15 protein-coding genes are annotated in these 15,098 nt (G+C 58.2%); 8 read left to right on the top strand and 7 right to left on the bottom strand.

The genetic code is table 11. From position 1 onward, the window contains the following. Positions 1-110 precede the first annotated feature (110 nt). The 7 genes from EDF78_RS16655 (at position 111) to EDF78_RS16625 (ending at position 7,213) form a co-directional block, all read left to right on the top strand. Complete coding sequence (locus tag EDF78_RS16655) at positions 111-983, top strand: MurR/RpiR family transcriptional regulator (protein ID WP_119823046.1); 873 nt, start codon at positions 111-113, stop codon at positions 981-983. A 36-nt stretch (positions 984-1,019) separates the two neighbouring features. Further along, entirely contained in the window at positions 1,020-1,607 is a 588-nt protein-coding gene (gene ddpX, locus EDF78_RS16650; RefSeq protein WP_208294485.1) for a D-alanyl-D-alanine dipeptidase, read from the top strand. A 48-nt stretch (positions 1,608-1,655) separates the two neighbouring features. Next, the gene (locus tag EDF78_RS16645; protein ID WP_133823516.1) at positions 1,656-3,233 is read left to right on the top strand and encodes an ABC transporter substrate-binding protein; all 1,578 of its coding nucleotides are present in this window, start codon (positions 1,656-1,658) and stop codon (positions 3,231-3,233) included. 62 nt (positions 3,234-3,295) lie between these two features. Then, positions 3,296-4,312 (top strand): ABC transporter permease, encoded by a 1,017-nt coding sequence (locus EDF78_RS16640; RefSeq protein ID WP_095921612.1) that lies wholly within the window; start codon positions 3,296-3,298, stop codon positions 4,310-4,312. A gap of 3 nt (positions 4,313-4,315) precedes the next feature. Then, on the top strand, positions 4,316-5,227 hold the full coding sequence (ddpC, locus tag EDF78_RS16635) for a D,D-dipeptide ABC transporter permease (protein WP_162928571.1): 912 nt from the start codon (positions 4,316-4,318) through the stop codon (positions 5,225-5,227). 1 nt (position 5,228) lies between these two features. Next, positions 5,229-6,257: an ABC transporter ATP-binding protein gene (locus EDF78_RS16630; RefSeq protein ID WP_095921613.1), complete on the top strand. Its 1,029-nt coding sequence runs from the start codon at positions 5,229-5,231 to the stop codon at positions 6,255-6,257. Then, positions 6,257-7,213: an ABC transporter ATP-binding protein gene (locus EDF78_RS16625; protein ID WP_095921614.1), complete on the top strand. Its 957-nt coding sequence runs from the start codon at positions 6,257-6,259 to the stop codon at positions 7,211-7,213. Before EDF78_RS16630 ends, EDF78_RS16625 begins: the two co-directional genes overlap by 1 nt. Before the next feature lie 201 nt (positions 7,214-7,414). On the opposite strand, the gene EDF78_RS16620 is transcribed toward EDF78_RS16625, so the two are convergent. The 4 genes from EDF78_RS16620 to galB are packed head-to-tail and all read right to left on the bottom strand — an operon-like array spanning position 7,415 to position 10,894. Beyond that, the gene (locus tag EDF78_RS16620; RefSeq protein WP_119827394.1) at positions 7,415-8,299 is read right to left on the bottom strand and encodes a DUF1932 domain-containing protein; all 885 of its coding nucleotides are present in this window, start codon (positions 8,297-8,299) and stop codon (positions 7,415-7,417) included. After that, entirely contained in the window at positions 8,292-9,416 is a 1,125-nt protein-coding gene (locus EDF78_RS16615; RefSeq protein ID WP_133823515.1) for a 4-oxalomesaconate tautomerase, read from the bottom strand. The genes EDF78_RS16620 and EDF78_RS16615 overlap by 8 nt, the downstream gene beginning before the upstream one ends. Positions 9,417-9,425: 9 nt before the next feature. Further along, entirely contained in the window at positions 9,426-10,151 is a 726-nt protein-coding gene (locus EDF78_RS16610; protein WP_119827390.1) for a 4-carboxy-4-hydroxy-2-oxoadipate aldolase/oxaloacetate decarboxylase, read from the bottom strand. Beyond that, on the bottom strand, positions 10,148-10,894 hold the full coding sequence (gene galB, locus EDF78_RS16605) for a 4-oxalmesaconate hydratase (protein WP_133823514.1): 747 nt from the start codon (positions 10,892-10,894) through the stop codon (positions 10,148-10,150). Before galB ends, EDF78_RS16610 begins: the two co-directional genes overlap by 4 nt. A gap of 150 nt (positions 10,895-11,044) precedes the next feature. Here galB and EDF78_RS16600 point away from each other — a divergent pair, with 150 nt between their 5' ends. Then, on the top strand, positions 11,045-12,262 hold the full coding sequence (locus EDF78_RS16600) for a LysR family transcriptional regulator (RefSeq protein ID WP_095921619.1): 1,218 nt from the start codon (positions 11,045-11,047) through the stop codon (positions 12,260-12,262). A gap of 272 nt (positions 12,263-12,534) precedes the next feature. Here the strand turns inward: EDF78_RS16600 and aroQ are convergent, their stop codons facing one another. Genes aroQ through EDF78_RS16585 form a run of 3 tightly spaced genes read right to left on the bottom strand, consistent with a single transcriptional unit; the run spans position 12,535 to position 15,083 of the window. After that, entirely contained in the window at positions 12,535-12,975 is a 441-nt protein-coding gene (gene aroQ, locus EDF78_RS16595; protein ID WP_095921620.1) for a type II 3-dehydroquinate dehydratase, read from the bottom strand. 15 nt (positions 12,976-12,990) lie between these two features. Beyond that, entirely contained in the window at positions 12,991-13,824 is an 834-nt protein-coding gene (locus EDF78_RS16590; RefSeq protein WP_095921621.1) for an amidohydrolase family protein, read from the bottom strand. After that, positions 13,821-15,083 carry a gallate dioxygenase gene (locus tag EDF78_RS16585; RefSeq protein ID WP_095921622.1) on the bottom strand — a complete coding sequence of 421 codons (1,263 nt, stop codon included), beginning with the start codon at positions 15,081-15,083 and terminating at the stop codon, positions 13,821-13,823. Before EDF78_RS16585 ends, EDF78_RS16590 begins: the two co-directional genes overlap by 4 nt. Between the last annotated feature and the right edge of the window lie 15 nt (positions 15,084-15,098).

Here is a 15,098-nt window from a genome sequence, read left to right as displayed (position 1 = left end):
AGATCTGCTGCACAAATTTCACTCATTTCCCGGAATTGGCACACCCCGTGCATTGTTATTTTACTAACAGCAGCTAGTTTTTTGACAATGAAGCAACAAGAGGTTAACCGATGCAGCCTGCTCAGGATGTGATTTCACAGATCGAAGCCTCGTTTGCCGGTCAGACGCCAACGGGCAAACGCATCGCCGGTTATCTGCTGGCGAATCTGGCGCAGATCCCGTTTGAAACGGCGGACAGCATTGCGCGCAGTGCCGCGACCAGCGGGATTTCAGTCGGCCGCTATCTGCGCAGTCTGGGCTATCGCAATCTGGATCACTTCAAGCAAACGCTGCGTCTGCAAAGCGGCACCTCCTATCAGCCGTGGGTGGTGACCGATCGTCTTGGCGCTTACCGCGAACGCAGCAAACAGCCGCAGCAGGAAAAACTACAGCAGTCGCTGGCGCTCGAACTGGAAGCCATCAGTCACGTTTACCAGCTCGCACAGACTGACAGCTTTGCGCAGGTCAGCCGCCGTCTGGCCGATGCGGAAGCGGTGTTTATCCTCGGCATACAGTCGGTGCGCGGCATTGCCAATAATTTCTCCAGTTATCTCGAATACTTGCGGCCAAAAGTGTATTTCGCCGACGGGCTTTCCGGCACTTATGTGGAATCCCTCAACTCAGAATTTGCGCAGCCGTATCTGGTGGTCACTGACACCCGCGCCTATTCAAAAATGGCGCAAACCTATTGTGAAGCGGCCTGCGAGCGCGGCCTGAACGTGGCGCTGATCACTGACATTTATTGCCCCTGGGCGCGCGATTATCCGGTGGATCTGTTGCAGGTAAAAACCGACACCGGCCAGTTCTGGGACTCGATGGCGCCGCTCAGCTGCCTGTTCAATCTGCTGTGTTCGGCGGTGCTCGAACTGCGCGGTAACGAAGTGGAACAGCGGCTGGCCAACAACCGGGTACTGCAAAAACAGCTTGGGCAATTTGAATCGTAATTTCACTGCAAAGACAGGAACGGAAAGATATCCATCATGACCATCAATACGAAAACACCTGACATCGCGCTGACGGATCTGGCTGAGCTTCTGCCGGATGCCGTGATCGACCTGAAATACGCCACGGCAGATAACCTGACCGGTCAGCCTATTTACCGCGAATCACGCTGCCTGCTGCATCCCGATGCGGCGTCGGCGCTGGCTCGCTGTCACGAGGTGGCAAAACTGGCCGGGTTCGGGCTGAAAATTTATGACGCTTACCGGCCGCAGGCGGCGCAGGCCTGTCTGTGGGCGGCATTCCCGAATCCGGATTATGTGGTGGATATCAAACTCGGATCCCATCACAGCCGCGGCGTGGCCGTCGATCTCACCCTGATAGATGAACAGGGTGAGGTGGTGGATATGGGCGCGGGCTTTGATGAAATGACCGAGGTGTCGCATCCGTTTTATCCCGATTTACCGCCACACATTCAGCGTAACCGCTTGTTGCTCAATGCCGTGATGGCGGCGGGCGGCTTTAAAGGTATCACCAGCGAGTGGTGGCACTTCGAATTACCGGATGCCAAAACGTATCCGTTGTTGGAAGAGCGGTTCGGCTGTTATCCGCCGGTCAGTGCCGCGTAATCATTGCACGTCTCTTATCCCTTTTTTGACAGAGCCAGGAGTTCTCCGATGAGCAACACAGCAATTAACACGTTCCGCAAAAATACCAAAACACAGATCGCCGGTGCCCTTTTACTTGCCTTGTCTGGCCTGAGTGTTGCGGCGCAGGCGGCCGTGCCGAAAGACATGCTGGTGATCGGTAAAGCGGCGGATCCGCAAACGCTGGATCCGGCAGTGACCATTGATAACAACGACTGGACGGTCACGTATCCGGCGTACCAGCGTCTGGTGCAGTACAAAACAGAAGACGGCAAAGGCTCGACGCAGGTGGAAGGCGACCTGGCGGCAAGCTGGACAGCCTCGCAGGATCAGCTGGTGTGGACGTTCAAACTCAAACCGGGCGCGAAATTTGATGACGGCACGGAGGTGAATGCCGATGCGGTGAAATGGTCATTTGACCGCCTGATGAAGATCGGTCAGGGGCCGTCGGAAGCCTTTCCAAAAGACATGACCGTGACGGTGGTGGATCCGATGACCGTGACGTTCACGCTGAAAACGCCGTTCGCGCCTTTCCTTTACACGCTGGCGAATGACGGCGCAGGCATCGTCAACCCGGCAATTGCCAAGGCCAACCCGGCCGATGAAGGCAAGGCGTGGCTGGCAGGGCATACCGCCGGTTCCGGCCCGTATAAGCTGGATCGCTGGCAGAAAGGGCAGCAACTGGTGCTGGTGCCGAATCCGCATTACAGCGGCGCGAAACCTGCGTTCAAACGCGTGACGGTGAAAATTATCGGTGAGAGCGCCAGCCGCCGCCTGCAACTGTCGCGCGGGGATCTGGATATCGCCGATTCCCTGCCGATGGATCAGCTGGCCGCGCTGAAAAAAGAAGACAAAGTGGCGGTGGAAGAATTCCCGTCGCTGCGCGTGACCTATCTGTATCTCAACAATGCTAAAGCGCCGATGAATCAGGTGGATTTACGCCGCGCGATCTCCTCTGCCGTGGATTATCAGGGCATGGTGAAAGGCATTCTCGGCGGTAACGCCAAACAGATGCGCGGGCCGATCCCGGACGGCATGTGGGGCTTCGACCCGACGGCGAAACAATACAGTCTGGATCTGACGCAAGCCAAAGCCGATCTGGAAAAGGTCAAAGACAAACCACAGACGCTGGATTTCCTCTATTCCGATAACGATCCGAACTGGGAATCCATCGCGCTTTCCGTGCAGGCCAGTCTCGGTCAGGCCGGGATCAACGTGAAGCTGGAAAAACTGGCTAACGCCACCATGCGCGACCGTATCGGGCAGGGCGATTACGACATTTCCATCGGGAACTGGAGCCCGGACTTCGCCGACCCGTACATGTTTATGAACTACTGGTTCGAGTCCGATAAGAAAGGGCTGCCGGGTAACCGTTCCTTCTACTCCAACCCGGACGTGGATGCGTTGCTGAAAAAAGCCGTGTCAGTCACCGATCAGAAACAGCGCACCGACTACTACCAGCAGGCGCAGAAAATCGTCATCGACGAGGCGGCGTATGTGTATCTGTTCCAGAAAAACTATCAGGTGGCGATGAACAAAGACGTCAAAGGTTTCGTCTTTAACCCGATGCTGGAGCAGGTGTTTAACGTGGGGCAAATGCATAAGTAAAACAGCAACATCATTCGCGAAACCCCTTTTCGAAATTAAAGGGGTTTACGGGGAAAAACACTATGACTTTTTGGACTTTGATCCGACAACGCTGCTGGGGTTTGATTCTGGTGATGGCGGGCGTTTGCGTTATCACTTTTATCATCTCGCATATGATCCCCGGCGACCCGGCGCGGTTGCTGGCGGGCGATCGTGCAAGCAATGAAATGGTCGAACATATCCGTGAACAACTGGGGCTGAATCAGCCGCTGTACGTGCAGTTTTTCCGTTATGTCAGTGATTTGCTGCACGGCGATTTGGGCACGTCAATCCGTACCGGGCGTCCGGTGCTGGAAGACCTGAAAGCCTTCTTCCCGGCGACATTAGAACTGGCGGTCAGCGCGCTGTGTCTGGCGATTGTGTTCGGCATTCCGCTGGGCGTGCTGTCGGCGGTGTATCGCAATAAATTCCCGGATCATCTGGTGCGTCTGCTTTCCGTACTGGGCATTTCCACCCCGGCGTTCTGGCTGGGGCTGGGCGTCATCATTCTGTTCTACGGCCATCTGAACCTGCTGCCGGGCGGCGGAAGACTGGATGACTGGATGGATCCGCCGGCCAATATCACCGGTTTTTACGTCCTCGATTCCCTGCTGACCGGTAATTGGGAGGCCTTCTGGAACAGCCTGCAACATCTGGCGATGCCTGCGCTGACCCTGGCGTTTGTGCATATGGGCATTGTGGCGCGACAGATCCGCTCGGCAATGCTCGAGCAACTGAATGAAGACTATATCCGTACGGCGCGGGCTAACGGGTTGTCGCGCTGGCGGGTGATCCTGAGTCACGCCTTGCCGAATGCGCTGATCCCGTCGGTCACCGTGCTCGGGCTGGCGATGGGCGACTTACTTTACGGCGCGGTGCTGACCGAAACCGTCTTTGCCTGGCCGGGCATGGGCGCGTACGTGGTGAACTCCATTCAGGCGCTGGATTTTCCGGCGGTGATGGGGTTTGCGGTGGTGGTGTCGTTCGCTTACGTCATCGTTAATTTATGTGTGGATTTACTGTATGTGTGGATCGATCCGCGCATTGGCCGTGAGGGGTGAGGCATGTCTGTGATCGAACCGGGCGTCAATAATCATCGGGCCGACATCGTGGCCCCGGACGTCAAACCGCGTTTCGCCAACGGGCGGCGCACCTTCCATTTACTGAGCCGCAGCCCGCTGACCCTGCTGGGGCTGGCGATCATGTTGATCGTGCTTTTCATCATGATCTTTTCGCCGTGGCTGGTGCCGCACGATCCGAACGCCATCAACCTGACCGACCGCCTGCAGGCACCTTCCGCGCTGCACTGGTTTGGTACCGATGAAGTCGGACGGGATCTGTTCAGCCGCGTGCTGATTGGCAGCCAGCAATCCGTGGCCGCCGGGCTGGCGGTGGTGATCATCGCGGGGACGATAGGTTCGCTGCTCGGCTGCTTTTCCGGCGTGGTCGGCGGGATGGTCGACGCCCTGATTATGCGCTGCATGGATATCATGCTGTCGGTGCCGTCGCTGGTCTTAACGATGGCGCTGGCCGCCGCGCTCGGGCCGAGCCTGTTTAACGCCATGCTGGCCATTGCCGTGGTGCGCATTCCGTTTTATGTCCGGCTGGCGCGCGGCCAGACGCTGATGCTGCGTCATCAGGCTTATATGCAGGCTACGCGGACGTTCGGCGCATCCCGCTGGCATCTCATCACCTGGCACGTACTGCGTAATGTGATGCCGCCGCTGGTGGTGCAGGCGTCGCTGGACATCGGTACGTCGATTCTGATGGCCGCGACCTTAGGTTTTATCGGCCTTGGCGCGCAACAACCGACCGCCGAGTGGGGCGCGATGGTGTCCAACGGCCGCAATTACATTCTCGATCAATGGTGGTATTCCGCCTTTCCCGGCGTGGCGATTCTGATCACCGCCACCGGTTTTAACCTGTTCGGCGACGGTCTGCGCGACCTGCTGGATCCGAAAAGCAGAGGGCGCTGAGATGACGGAGCAAACCCCTGCGCCGGTACTGGAAATCGACCATCTGCAACTGGTCTTTCCGGTGTACGGCGGTGAAGTGAAGGCGCTGAATCAGGTGTCGCTGACCGTCAGCGCCGGAGAAATCGTCGGCGTGGTCGGCGAATCCGGCTCGGGCAAATCGGTCACGGCCATGATGGCGATGCGTCTGTTGCCGCCCGACGGGTTTACCGTGACCGGCGGCGCGTTACGGCTGCTCGGCACCGACGTGGTTAACGCCACGGAAGACCAGATGCGTAGCCTGCGCGGCGCGCGTGTGGCGATGATTTTTCAGGAGCCGATGAATGCCCTGAATCCGACGCGCAAAATTGGCCGTCAGATGTGTGAAGTCATCTGTCTGCATCAGAAACTGAACAAGGCGCAGGCATGGCAAAAAGCCATCGGCCTGTTGCAGGACATGCAGATCGCCGATGCGGAGCAGGTGATGTCGCGCTATCCGTTCGAACTGTCCGGCGGTATGCGTCAGCGCGTCCTGATCGCCATGGCGTTTTCCTGTGAACCGGAACTGATTATCGCCGACGAACCGACCACGGCGCTGGATGTCACCGTGCAGCGTCAGGTGCTGCGTTTACTCCAGCGCAAGGCCCGGGCCAGCGGCACCGCCGTTTTATTTATCACGCATGACATGGCGGTGGTGTCCCAGCTGTGCGACCGGGTGTACGTGATGTACGCCGGGCATGTGATTGAAAGCGGCAATACGACGGATGTGATCGACACGCCGTCGCATCCGTATTCCATCGGATTATTACAGGCCGCGCCGGAGAACGGCGAGCCGCGCAGCCTGCTGAAAGCCATTCCCGGCACGGTGCCGAATCTGGCAAAACTGCCGCAGGGTTGTGCGTTTCGCGGGCGTTGCCATCATGCCGATGACCAGTGCATACAGACACCGGCGCTGGCCCCGCTGCCGCATTTCCCGCAGCAATCGGTGGCCTGCTGGCATCCGCAACGCCATGCCGGTGAGATCCACATTCAACGTATTGAGGAGCATTCCTGATGATGGCAGAAGCCCTGGTTGAACTGCAGGATGTGCGCGTCCGCTTCCCCGCAAGCTATAACTGGCGCGGTAAACCGACCAGTTATGTGCACGCGCTGAACGGGTTGGATCTGAATATTATTCGCGGCGAAACGTTAGGCATTGTCGGGGAATCCGGTTGCGGGAAAAGTACGCTGGCGCAGTTGCTGATGGGCTTACAGAAGCCGAGCAGCGGAGAAGTGCACCGCGCGCGGCATGACAATTCCTGGTTCGGTTCAGGCATGCAAATGGTGTTTCAGGATCCGCAGTCGTCGCTGGATCCGCGTCTGCCGGTCTGGCGAATCATCACCGAACCGGTGTTTGTGCAGAAACACAACAGCAGCCGCGAACGCCGCGAACTGGCTGCGACGCTGGCGGAACAGGTGGGGATCCGCAAAGAATACCTTGACCGTCTGCCACATGAATTCTCCGGCGGTCAGCGCCAGCGTATTTCCATCGCCCGCGCCTTGTCTTCCGAACCGGACATCATCGTGCTGGATGAACCGACCTCGGCGCTGGATATCTCGGTGCAGGCGCAAATCCTCAATTTACTGGTAGAACTGCAACGCCAGCGTAACCTGACCTTCGTGCTGATCTCCCATAACGTGTCTGTTGTGCGCCACATGAGTGACCGCGTGGCCGTGATGTATCTGGGGCAAATCGTTGAGCTGGGCGCAGCGGAAAAAGTCCTGTCCGAACCGCAACATCCCTATACCCGTCTGCTGCTGGATTCTGTGCCCCGCGCCGGACGTCAGCTTGATGAGGGGATCGTGGATAAAAAAGGTGAATTACCCGGCAACCGCAACCTGCCGATGGGATGTTATTTCCGCGAACGTTGCCCGCTGGCAGGTGACGGCTGCCAGATGCCGCAGGAACTGGTCTGCGGGGCAGGCGGGGTGGTCGCGAGATGTCATCGGGTTATGCCGGAGCGGGCATAGTTTTTGCTCCTCCCCCTGCGAAGGGGGAGGCGGGGAGGGGGTATGAAAGGCGAAACGATTATTGAAGTATCCGCCAGGTAAAAACGTGCCAAAGCAAACTTCAACATTCTGATTTTTCTGTAATACCCCGCCCCGGCCCTCCCCTTCGCAGGGGAGGGAGTTGACCGGTTTTCTCCTCCGGTCAGGTGAGCAAGGGACAACTTATTTTCGTAAAAGATCCACTGTTTTCCCCCAGTCAAACGGCTCCAGATCCGAATACCTGAGGCCCTTCGCGGCCAGCGCATCCACCAGCCCTTGCTGGGCCAGCACCGTGCCGGAACTCATATCCGGGGCGACGCCGACGTCTTCCAGCGTTTTCACCACTTCGCGCATTTCCTCGGCGCGGCGTTTGCCGTGTTCGGCGATGCGGCTGATCAGGTAATGCGGAAATTGCGCATCCCAGCCCAGTGACGGAAAGCTGGCGTGCAGCGAGGCGAGCACTTCATTTTCTACGCCGTACTGACGCGCCGCGCTCAGGCATTCGGCAGTCAGCGCTTCCAGCCCTTTGATCATCACGCTGCGACACATTTTGATCGCCGACGCCTCGCCGACCACGTTGCTGTGAACCTTGCTGTTAAATCCCTGCTCGTTAAGCCATTCGCTGACGGCACGGGCATGGATGCCACCCAGCAACAGCGGGGTTTTCAGTCGGGCAGGCGGATAGGGGGCCATCACGGCGACGTCAATGTAGTTACCGCCCGCCTGTTCGATTTCTGCCATGGCGGCGCGTTTGGTGTGTGGCGAGACCGAATTCAGATCGAGAAACAACTGCTGCGGGCCGATGTGCTGCGCGACGGCGGTGGCGACGTTCAGGGATTCTGCGGCGGTGACAGCAGAAAAGATGATCAGACTGCCCTCTGTCGCTTCCTGCACGGACTCCGCAAAGCGGACACCGGCGGCGCGGGCGCGCTGGCGAATGACGTCGCTGTCGGTCTGCTTATCAAACGCCACAATCTCCAGTGCCGGATGGTGCTGTTTAAGGTCGGTGGCGAGGATAGTGCCCACTTCGCCGAGGCCGATAAGGGTAATGCGGGTGATGTTATTCATGATGAGATCCCTGTTGATCGTCCTGATGTCCGTTCCAGACGCTGGCGGGGATGGCGACACGGCCATCAAAAATCAGCCGCGCGGTGCGTAACAGTGCGCAGCCTGCCAGTCGTTCTGCACCGGTCCGGGTCGGATCGAGTTGTAATTCCACGCTGAATTCGCCGGTCGGATGTTCGACGCTGAGTAACGGCGTATTGCCGGAAGGCGTATGTGCCAGCCCGTCGGTGATGCTGCCGGGGATCAGGCAGGCGCTGGCGACACTGACCGCGCCCAGCACGCCGATGGAGGCGTGACAGCGGTGCGGAATGAATGTCCGGCTGGAAATGGCACCGCCGTTTCGCGGTTCGGCAATCAGCGTCATTTTCGGTACAGTGCGCTGCGTGACATCGCCGAGATTCATTTTTGGCCCGGCCTGCAAGCGAATGGATTCGAGGCGTTTTTTCAGTTCCGTATCGGCATCAAGTTGTTCACGGGTTTCATAACCGCTGCGGCCCACATCGGCGGCGCGCAGCAACACCACCGGCATGCCGTTGTCGATGCAGGTCACCCCGATGCCGTCCAAGGTATCGCGCGGATTGCCGGTCGGCAGCAATGCGCCGCAACTGGAACCGGCGATATCGGCAAATTCCACGCTGATTTTGGCGGCGGTGCCCGGTACGCCATCAATGCGTAAATCGCCCTGATAGCACACCTCACCGTCCTGCACCGGCACATAAGCCGTCGCCATCTGACCGGTGTTTTCCATAAAAATCCGTACCGGCGTGATGCCTTCCTGCGGGCGGATTAATTGCCGTTCGAGGGCGAACGGACCGACAGCCGCCAGAATATTGCCGCAGTTTTGCCCGTAATCCACCCCCGCGTTATCGACGTTAACCTGCGCGAAAAGATAATCGACGTCGGCATCCGCACGGGCGGAAGGGCGGATAATCGCCACCTTGCTGGTCAGCGGATCGGCACCACCGAGGCCGTCAATCTGGCGCGGATCAGGCGATCCCATCACCGCCAGCAGCACGCGGTCGCGCAGATTGTCGTCTTGCGGTAAATCATCCGCCAGAAAGAACGCGCCTTTTGAGGTGCCGCCGCGCATCAGCAGGCAGGGAATTCGGGTCTGTGGCATATCAGCTCCTCAGCGTTTTTCGGCCTGTTCCAGTTCTTCGGTCGAATCGAAATACGTCAGACCTTTTTCTGCCAGACGCGGGCGCATGTTGTAGATATCCAGCCCCAGTTCGCCGTCGGCCATTCTGGCCCGCTTACCTTCTTCCAGCGCTTCCCGCTCGCGGCTGGCCTGGACCACCTGCGCCACCTCTTCGCGGCGTACCACCACCACGCCGTCATCATCGGCCACGATGGCATCGCCCGGATACACCAGCTGTCCGGCACAGACCACCGGCACGTTCACGGAGCCGAGCGTTTCCTTGATGGTGCCCTGCGCATGAACCGCCCGTGACCAGACGCGGAAACCCATATCGCGCAGCGTTTTGGTATCACGCACGCCGAGATCGGCCACCAGCCCGACCACGCCGCGCGCTTTCAGCGAGGTTGCCAGCAAATCACCGAAGAAGCCGTCGGAACACGGCGAGGTCGGCGCGACCACCAGAATGTCGCCCGGCTGACACTGTTCCACCGAGACGTGGAACATCCAGTTATCGCCCGGTGCCGTCAGCACGGTGACGGCGCTGCCGGAAATCGCACAATCCTGCTGGATCGGACGGATACCGGCATCCAGCAATCCTTTGCGCCCCTGCGCTTCATGCACCGTCGCCACGCCAAAAGCCGCCAGCGCCGATACGTCGGTTTTATCTGCCCGTGGAATATGGCGAACCACGACGCCTTTTTTGCCGACCAGACTCATGCTAAATCCTCCGTTACGCGCGGGAAGATGCTCTGATAGCCTTCGCCGTAAACGATATTTTTGGTGCTGGTGATCCCGACATTACGTTTGGCCTGCACGCCGCGCTGCTGGGCGACGCGGGTGTAGTATTCCCACAAATGTTCCTGACCGGCCATGCACTGAATGGCCTGATATTTTTTGTCCCAGACGTCGGTGATATCGAGCAGCACGTCGGGTTTCCACTCACATTGTTCCGGCTGATGCGGCTCAAAACAGTAAACCGGCGGCGCGCCGACGATAGTTTCGCCCGGCCGGTAACCTTCCGCCTGCGCAATGATGCGGGCTTCCTGCGCCAGATGGGTCGCCATCGGGTGATCGTAGTTGTACGGGTCTTTCAAAGAATGGGTCAGCACGAAATGCGGCTGCACGCGGCGGTAAACGTCCGCCAGACGGAACAGCGATTCTTTGTCGGCACGCAGCGGATAATCGCCAATATCGAAGAACTCGACAGTGGCACCCAGGATTTCTGCGGCCGCCATGGCTTCTTCACGGCGTGATGCTTTGACAATCTCTTCGGTCATGTTGCCCTTGCGCCACAATTTTGCGGATTCACCGCGTTCACCAAATGACAGGCAAACGATGTGCACGGCATAACCGGCCTGTGTATGTTTGGCGATGGCACCGCCCGCGCGCCAGACGAAATCGGCGGAGTGGGCACTGACGACTAATGCACTTTTGGCGTTCTCTTTTTTTGGCTGAGTCATGAAGATGTCCTTGGTTTTTGTTCTCAAAATGTCTGAGTTCCATGCTGTCAGCCTCAGCCTGCGGCGGGTAATTCATTTGATTGCACGGGGTATGCGTTTTATTTATATTGCGGGGAGACGTCACGCAAAAAAACCAGAAGGGAGAAGGGGATGGCGCAGGATGAGATGCTGAGTAACCTGATGCAAATACGGGCTTTTTGTCAGGTGGTCGATCAGGGGAGTGTGTCGCGCGCGGCAGATGAACTCTATCGCACGCAGTCGGCGGTGACGCGGGCGATCCGCGATCTGGAGCAGTTTCTGGATGTCCCGCTGTTTGAGCGCCATGCCAACGGCATGTTGCTGACGGATTTCGGTAAATGCGTGCTGCCCCGCGCACGGCGGGCGATTGCCGAGCTGCGGCAGATCCCGTCGCAGCTGGCGAAATTACAGGGCAAAAGCGGGCAACGGCGCGGCGATACCGAACCCTTGTATCTGTTTAACGTCCGGCGGCTGCAAATTTTTATCTCCCTGTGCAAAACGCGGCATATGCAAACCGTCGCCACGCTGCTGGGTCTTAGCCAGCCCGCGGTCAGTGCCGCGCTGAAGGTGCTGGAAAACGGTGCCGGTGTCGCGCTGCTGGAGCGCACACCGCATGGCATGATGCCGTCGCTGGCGGGGCAGGATATCGTGCCGAACCTGCGCCGTGCGCTCAACGAACTGCGTCATATTCCTGCGGATATTGCTGCCCGTCGCGGCGTGCTGGAAGGTACGGTTCAGGTCGGGGCGTTGCCGCTCGGACGCACACGCTTACTGCCGCAGGCGATTATCGGCCTGACGCAGCGGTATAACGGCGTCAAAGTGGTGACCAATGAAAGTGCTTTCAGTGCGCTGGCATCCGAACTGCGATCCGGCGAAGTGGACTTTATTTTCGGCGCGCTGCGTTCCAGCGATTACGCGGCGGACATGACAACCGAAACGTTGTTTACCGAAAGCATGGTGATTCTGGCGCGAAAAGGCCATCCGCTGCTGGCAGAAACCGTCACGCAGGAACATCTGCGCGAAGCGCGCTGGGTCCTGCCGCGTGCGGAAACGCCAGCCCGACGTCTGCTGGATAACAGCTTTGCGGCGATGAATATGCCGCCGCCGGATCCGGTGGTGGAAAGCGGCGATTTGGGGATTGTGCGCGGCTTGCTGCTCGGTTCAGACATGCTGGCGGCGGTATCCGCGCGTCAGCTCGAGCATGAACTTGAATCCGGTGAACTGGTGAAACTGCCGCTGGAACTGGCCGATACGCACCGCGCTATTGGCCTGACATTCCGTGCCGGGAGTTTGCTGTCACCCGCCGCACACGCGCTGGTGGCTGAAATTCGGAAGGTGTGCGCTCAATAATACCCTCGCCGGGTTTTGCCTTTGCTCCTCTCCTTCACTGGGAAGGGAGCAGATTGAACCACACTTTGGGCTTTTGCTTTAGCTCCTCCCCCTGCGAAGGGGGAGGCGGGGAGGGGGTTTTAATGACAAAACCACTGCCTGCGGAAACGTCAACTTATTGATTTTACTGTAATACCCCACCCCAACCCTCCCCTTCGCAGGGGAGGGAGCGGATTGTGCCATACTTCGGGCTTTTGCCTTTGCTCCATCCCCTGCGCAGTTGAGGGTGTTAATCACTTATTCAAATTCACCACTGCCTGTCTGATCGCGTACTCGTAGCCCTGAATACCGAACCCGCAGATCACGCCGACGGAAACATCGGAGAGAAATGAGTGGTGACGGAAGGCGTCGCGTTTGTGCACGTTGGTGATGTGCACTTCGTACAGCGGCAGGCTGACGGCAGTCACCGCGTCACGGAGGGCGACGGAGGTGTGCGTCCAGGCCGCGGCATTGAGGACAATGGCATCCACCGTGCCACGGCAGGCCTGAATGCGGTCAATCAGATCGCCTTCGTGATTGGTCTGAAAGAACTCGATTTTTGCGCCGCAGCTTTCGCCGGTCTGACGGCACAGCTTTTCAATGGTTGCCAGCGTGTCGTGGCCGTAGGTTTCCGGTTCGCGGGTGCCCAGCAGGTTCAGGTTCGGGCCGTTAAATACGGCAATGTTGTAGTTCATCGGTGCCATCCTTTTTTAATAATCCGTAAATCCAAACAAATCTTTCGGTGTCTGCCACAAAATCTGCTGGCGGACTTTTTCGTCAGGGAATAATTGTTCAACCAGCATCAGCAGCGTGCCGAGATCCATCCGGTGCTCTGCGCGCAGAAACGGCCAGTCGGATCCCCACAGGCAATGCTCTGCACCAAAGGCGTCGAGCAGGGCATGCTGATAGGCGTGACCGTCCTGATAAGGGAAAGGCTGGCGGCTGAATTTCGCCAGGCCCGAGAGTTTCACCCAGGTGCGTTGCTGGCTGGCAAGGTTGAGCAGCGCCTGAAAAGCAGGCTGATGCAGGCCCTGTGTGACATCCGGACGCCCGGAGTGATCAATCAGCAGCCGTGTTTTGGTGCGGTTAATCAGCGGCAATAACGCCAGCAGCTGATCGTCCTGCACCTGAATGGCGGCGAACATATCGAGTTCGGCCAGTCTCCCCATCAGGTCGTCAAGATGCAGAAAGGGCGTCGTACCCAGCATCGCCACATTCATGGCAATGCCGACCACACCGGCCTGTTTGAGACTGGCGAGCCGTTCAGTGCTGATATCAAAAGGCACCACGGCGATGCCTTTGAAACGTCCGTTGCCTTTTGCCAGCGCATCCAGCAGACACGAGCTGTCGGTGTTATAACCCGACGTCGGGCCGACAATCAGCGAATGGCGGATGTTGTACGCCTGCATTACGGCGCGGTAATAATCGGTGGTGCCAATCTCGTGTCCTTCCGGACGATAAGGCGTGTCCGGAAGGTACGGGAAGCGCGCCGGATCAAACACGTGATGATGTGTGTCGATCTTGGGTTGCTCAAAAATCGTCATGCTTTCGCTTTACCTGCTACTGAATAGAGAACTTGTTGATTGCGGGTTTTCTGGAATTCTTCCAGCGTTTCTCCGCGCATCGCGGAATAAATATGTAAGTTGGAGACACCGACCACCGCGCCCAGTTTTTCCAGCAGGAAGAAGCTGACGCCGTAATGGATCATGCCGCGCCAGTCGAGTTCGCGCAGAAGTTGTTGTTCCTCTTCGGTCAGCTTGTTTTCGGCAAACAGCGCGTGCTGATCGGTAAGGAAACGCGCGCGCCACGCAGGCTGGATCAGGCGGTGCAGGAAACGGTTAATGCGCAGTGCTTTCAGGCTGCGTGCCTGCGTGAAGGGATAGGTGCCCGGCAGCTTTTCGACGCCCGCCATCTGTTGCGCGATTTTGTCACGCTGGCGCTGCTGCACGTCATACGGCGCTTCGCGTGACTGATTCTCGAGGATCAGCGTGGCAATGCCGGTCATCGACGGCAGGTAATACGCCTGATGCAGTTTCTTCACATTGGCCGACAGCGCCCCGCGCATCACCAGCCACATGATCACTTCCGCGCCTTCCATGCCGCCCGATGTGGCAAATTCCGCCAGCGTCATTTCTGTGAGACGTTCCGGGTCGTTGACGATCATATCGACAAACTGCTCATCCCAGTCCGGGTTGTTAAAGCCGCAGCGTTCGCCGTGAACCTGATGCGACACGCCGCCGGTCGCGACAATCGCCACGTTCAGATCTTCCGGAAAACTTTCAATCGCCCGGCGCAATGCCTGCCCGAGTTTGTAGCAACGACGGGCGGTCGGAATAGGAAACTGCAACACGCCGATTTGCAGCGGGACGATCTGCGTCGGCCAGCCGCCTTCGTGCGGTAACAGGGCGGAAAGCGGAGAGAACAGACCGTGATCCAGCGGCTTATCCTGGAAGAAGGACATATCGAATTCGTCCGCCATCAGGCTGGCACCGATATGCTGAGACAGCGCCGCATGCCCTTTGACCGCAGGCAAATCGCGCGGACCACCGCCTTCGTCAGCCACTTCATACTGCTCGTCGATCCCTAAGGTAAACGCCGAATAGTGGTCGAAAAAGAACGAGGTCACGTGGTCGTTAAAAATGTAGACCAGCGCGTCGGGTTTCTTTTCCTCGAGCCATTTTTGCATCGGTGCGAAACTCTCGAAAATCGGTGCCCAGGCGCTTTCTTCCTGCTTGTTATGGTCAACCGCAAAACCGATAGTCGGGGTATGTGAAACCGCTAAACCGCCAATGATTTTCGCCATCTTAAATCCTCAATA

The organism is Rahnella sp. BIGb0236 (genome assembly GCF_004364755.1).
GTDB lineage: Bacteria > Pseudomonadota > Gammaproteobacteria > Enterobacterales > Enterobacteriaceae > Rahnella > Rahnella victoriana.
Note: the sequence above shows the minus strand (reverse complement) of the source record. Positions and strands in the feature narration are given on the sequence as shown.

Excerpts from the sequence above, each read along its gene's own strand:
- EDF78_RS16655 (WP_119823046.1), top strand. The coding sequence starts at position 111 with ATGCAGCCTGCTCAGGATGTGATTTCACAGATCGAAGCCTCGTTTGCC.
- ddpX (WP_208294485.1), top strand. The coding sequence starts at position 1,020 with ATGACCATCAATACGAAAACACCTGACATCGCGCTGACGGATCTGGCT.
- EDF78_RS16645 (WP_133823516.1), top strand. The coding sequence starts at position 1,656 with ATGAGCAACACAGCAATTAACACGTTCCGCAAAAATACCAAAACACAG.
- EDF78_RS16640 (WP_095921612.1), top strand. The coding sequence starts at position 3,296 with ATGACTTTTTGGACTTTGATCCGACAACGCTGCTGGGGTTTGATTCTG.
- ddpC (WP_162928571.1), top strand. The coding sequence starts at position 4,316 with ATGTCTGTGATCGAACCGGGCGTCAATAATCATCGGGCCGACATCGTG.
- EDF78_RS16630 (WP_095921613.1), top strand. The coding sequence starts at position 5,229 with ATGACGGAGCAAACCCCTGCGCCGGTACTGGAAATCGACCATCTGCAA.
- EDF78_RS16625 (WP_095921614.1), top strand. The coding sequence starts at position 6,257 with ATGATGGCAGAAGCCCTGGTTGAACTGCAGGATGTGCGCGTCCGCTTC.
- EDF78_RS16620 (WP_119827394.1), bottom strand. The coding sequence starts at position 8,299 with ATGAATAACATCACCCGCATTACCCTTATCGGCCTCGGCGAAGTGGGC.
- EDF78_RS16615 (WP_133823515.1), bottom strand. The coding sequence starts at position 9,416 with ATGCCACAGACCCGAATTCCCTGCCTGCTGATGCGCGGCGGCACCTCA.
- EDF78_RS16610 (WP_119827390.1), bottom strand. The coding sequence starts at position 10,151 with ATGAGTCTGGTCGGCAAAAAAGGCGTCGTGGTTCGCCATATTCCACGG.
- galB (WP_133823514.1), bottom strand. The coding sequence starts at position 10,894 with ATGACTCAGCCAAAAAAAGAGAACGCCAAAAGTGCATTAGTCGTCAGT.
- EDF78_RS16600 (WP_095921619.1), top strand. The coding sequence starts at position 11,045 with ATGGCGCAGGATGAGATGCTGAGTAACCTGATGCAAATACGGGCTTTT.
- aroQ (WP_095921620.1), bottom strand. The coding sequence starts at position 12,975 with ATGAACTACAACATTGCCGTATTTAACGGCCCGAACCTGAACCTGCTG.
- EDF78_RS16590 (WP_095921621.1), bottom strand. The coding sequence starts at position 13,824 with ATGACGATTTTTGAGCAACCCAAGATCGACACACATCATCACGTGTTT.
- EDF78_RS16585 (WP_095921622.1), bottom strand. The coding sequence starts at position 15,083 with ATGGCGAAAATCATTGGCGGTTTAGCGGTTTCACATACCCCGACTATC.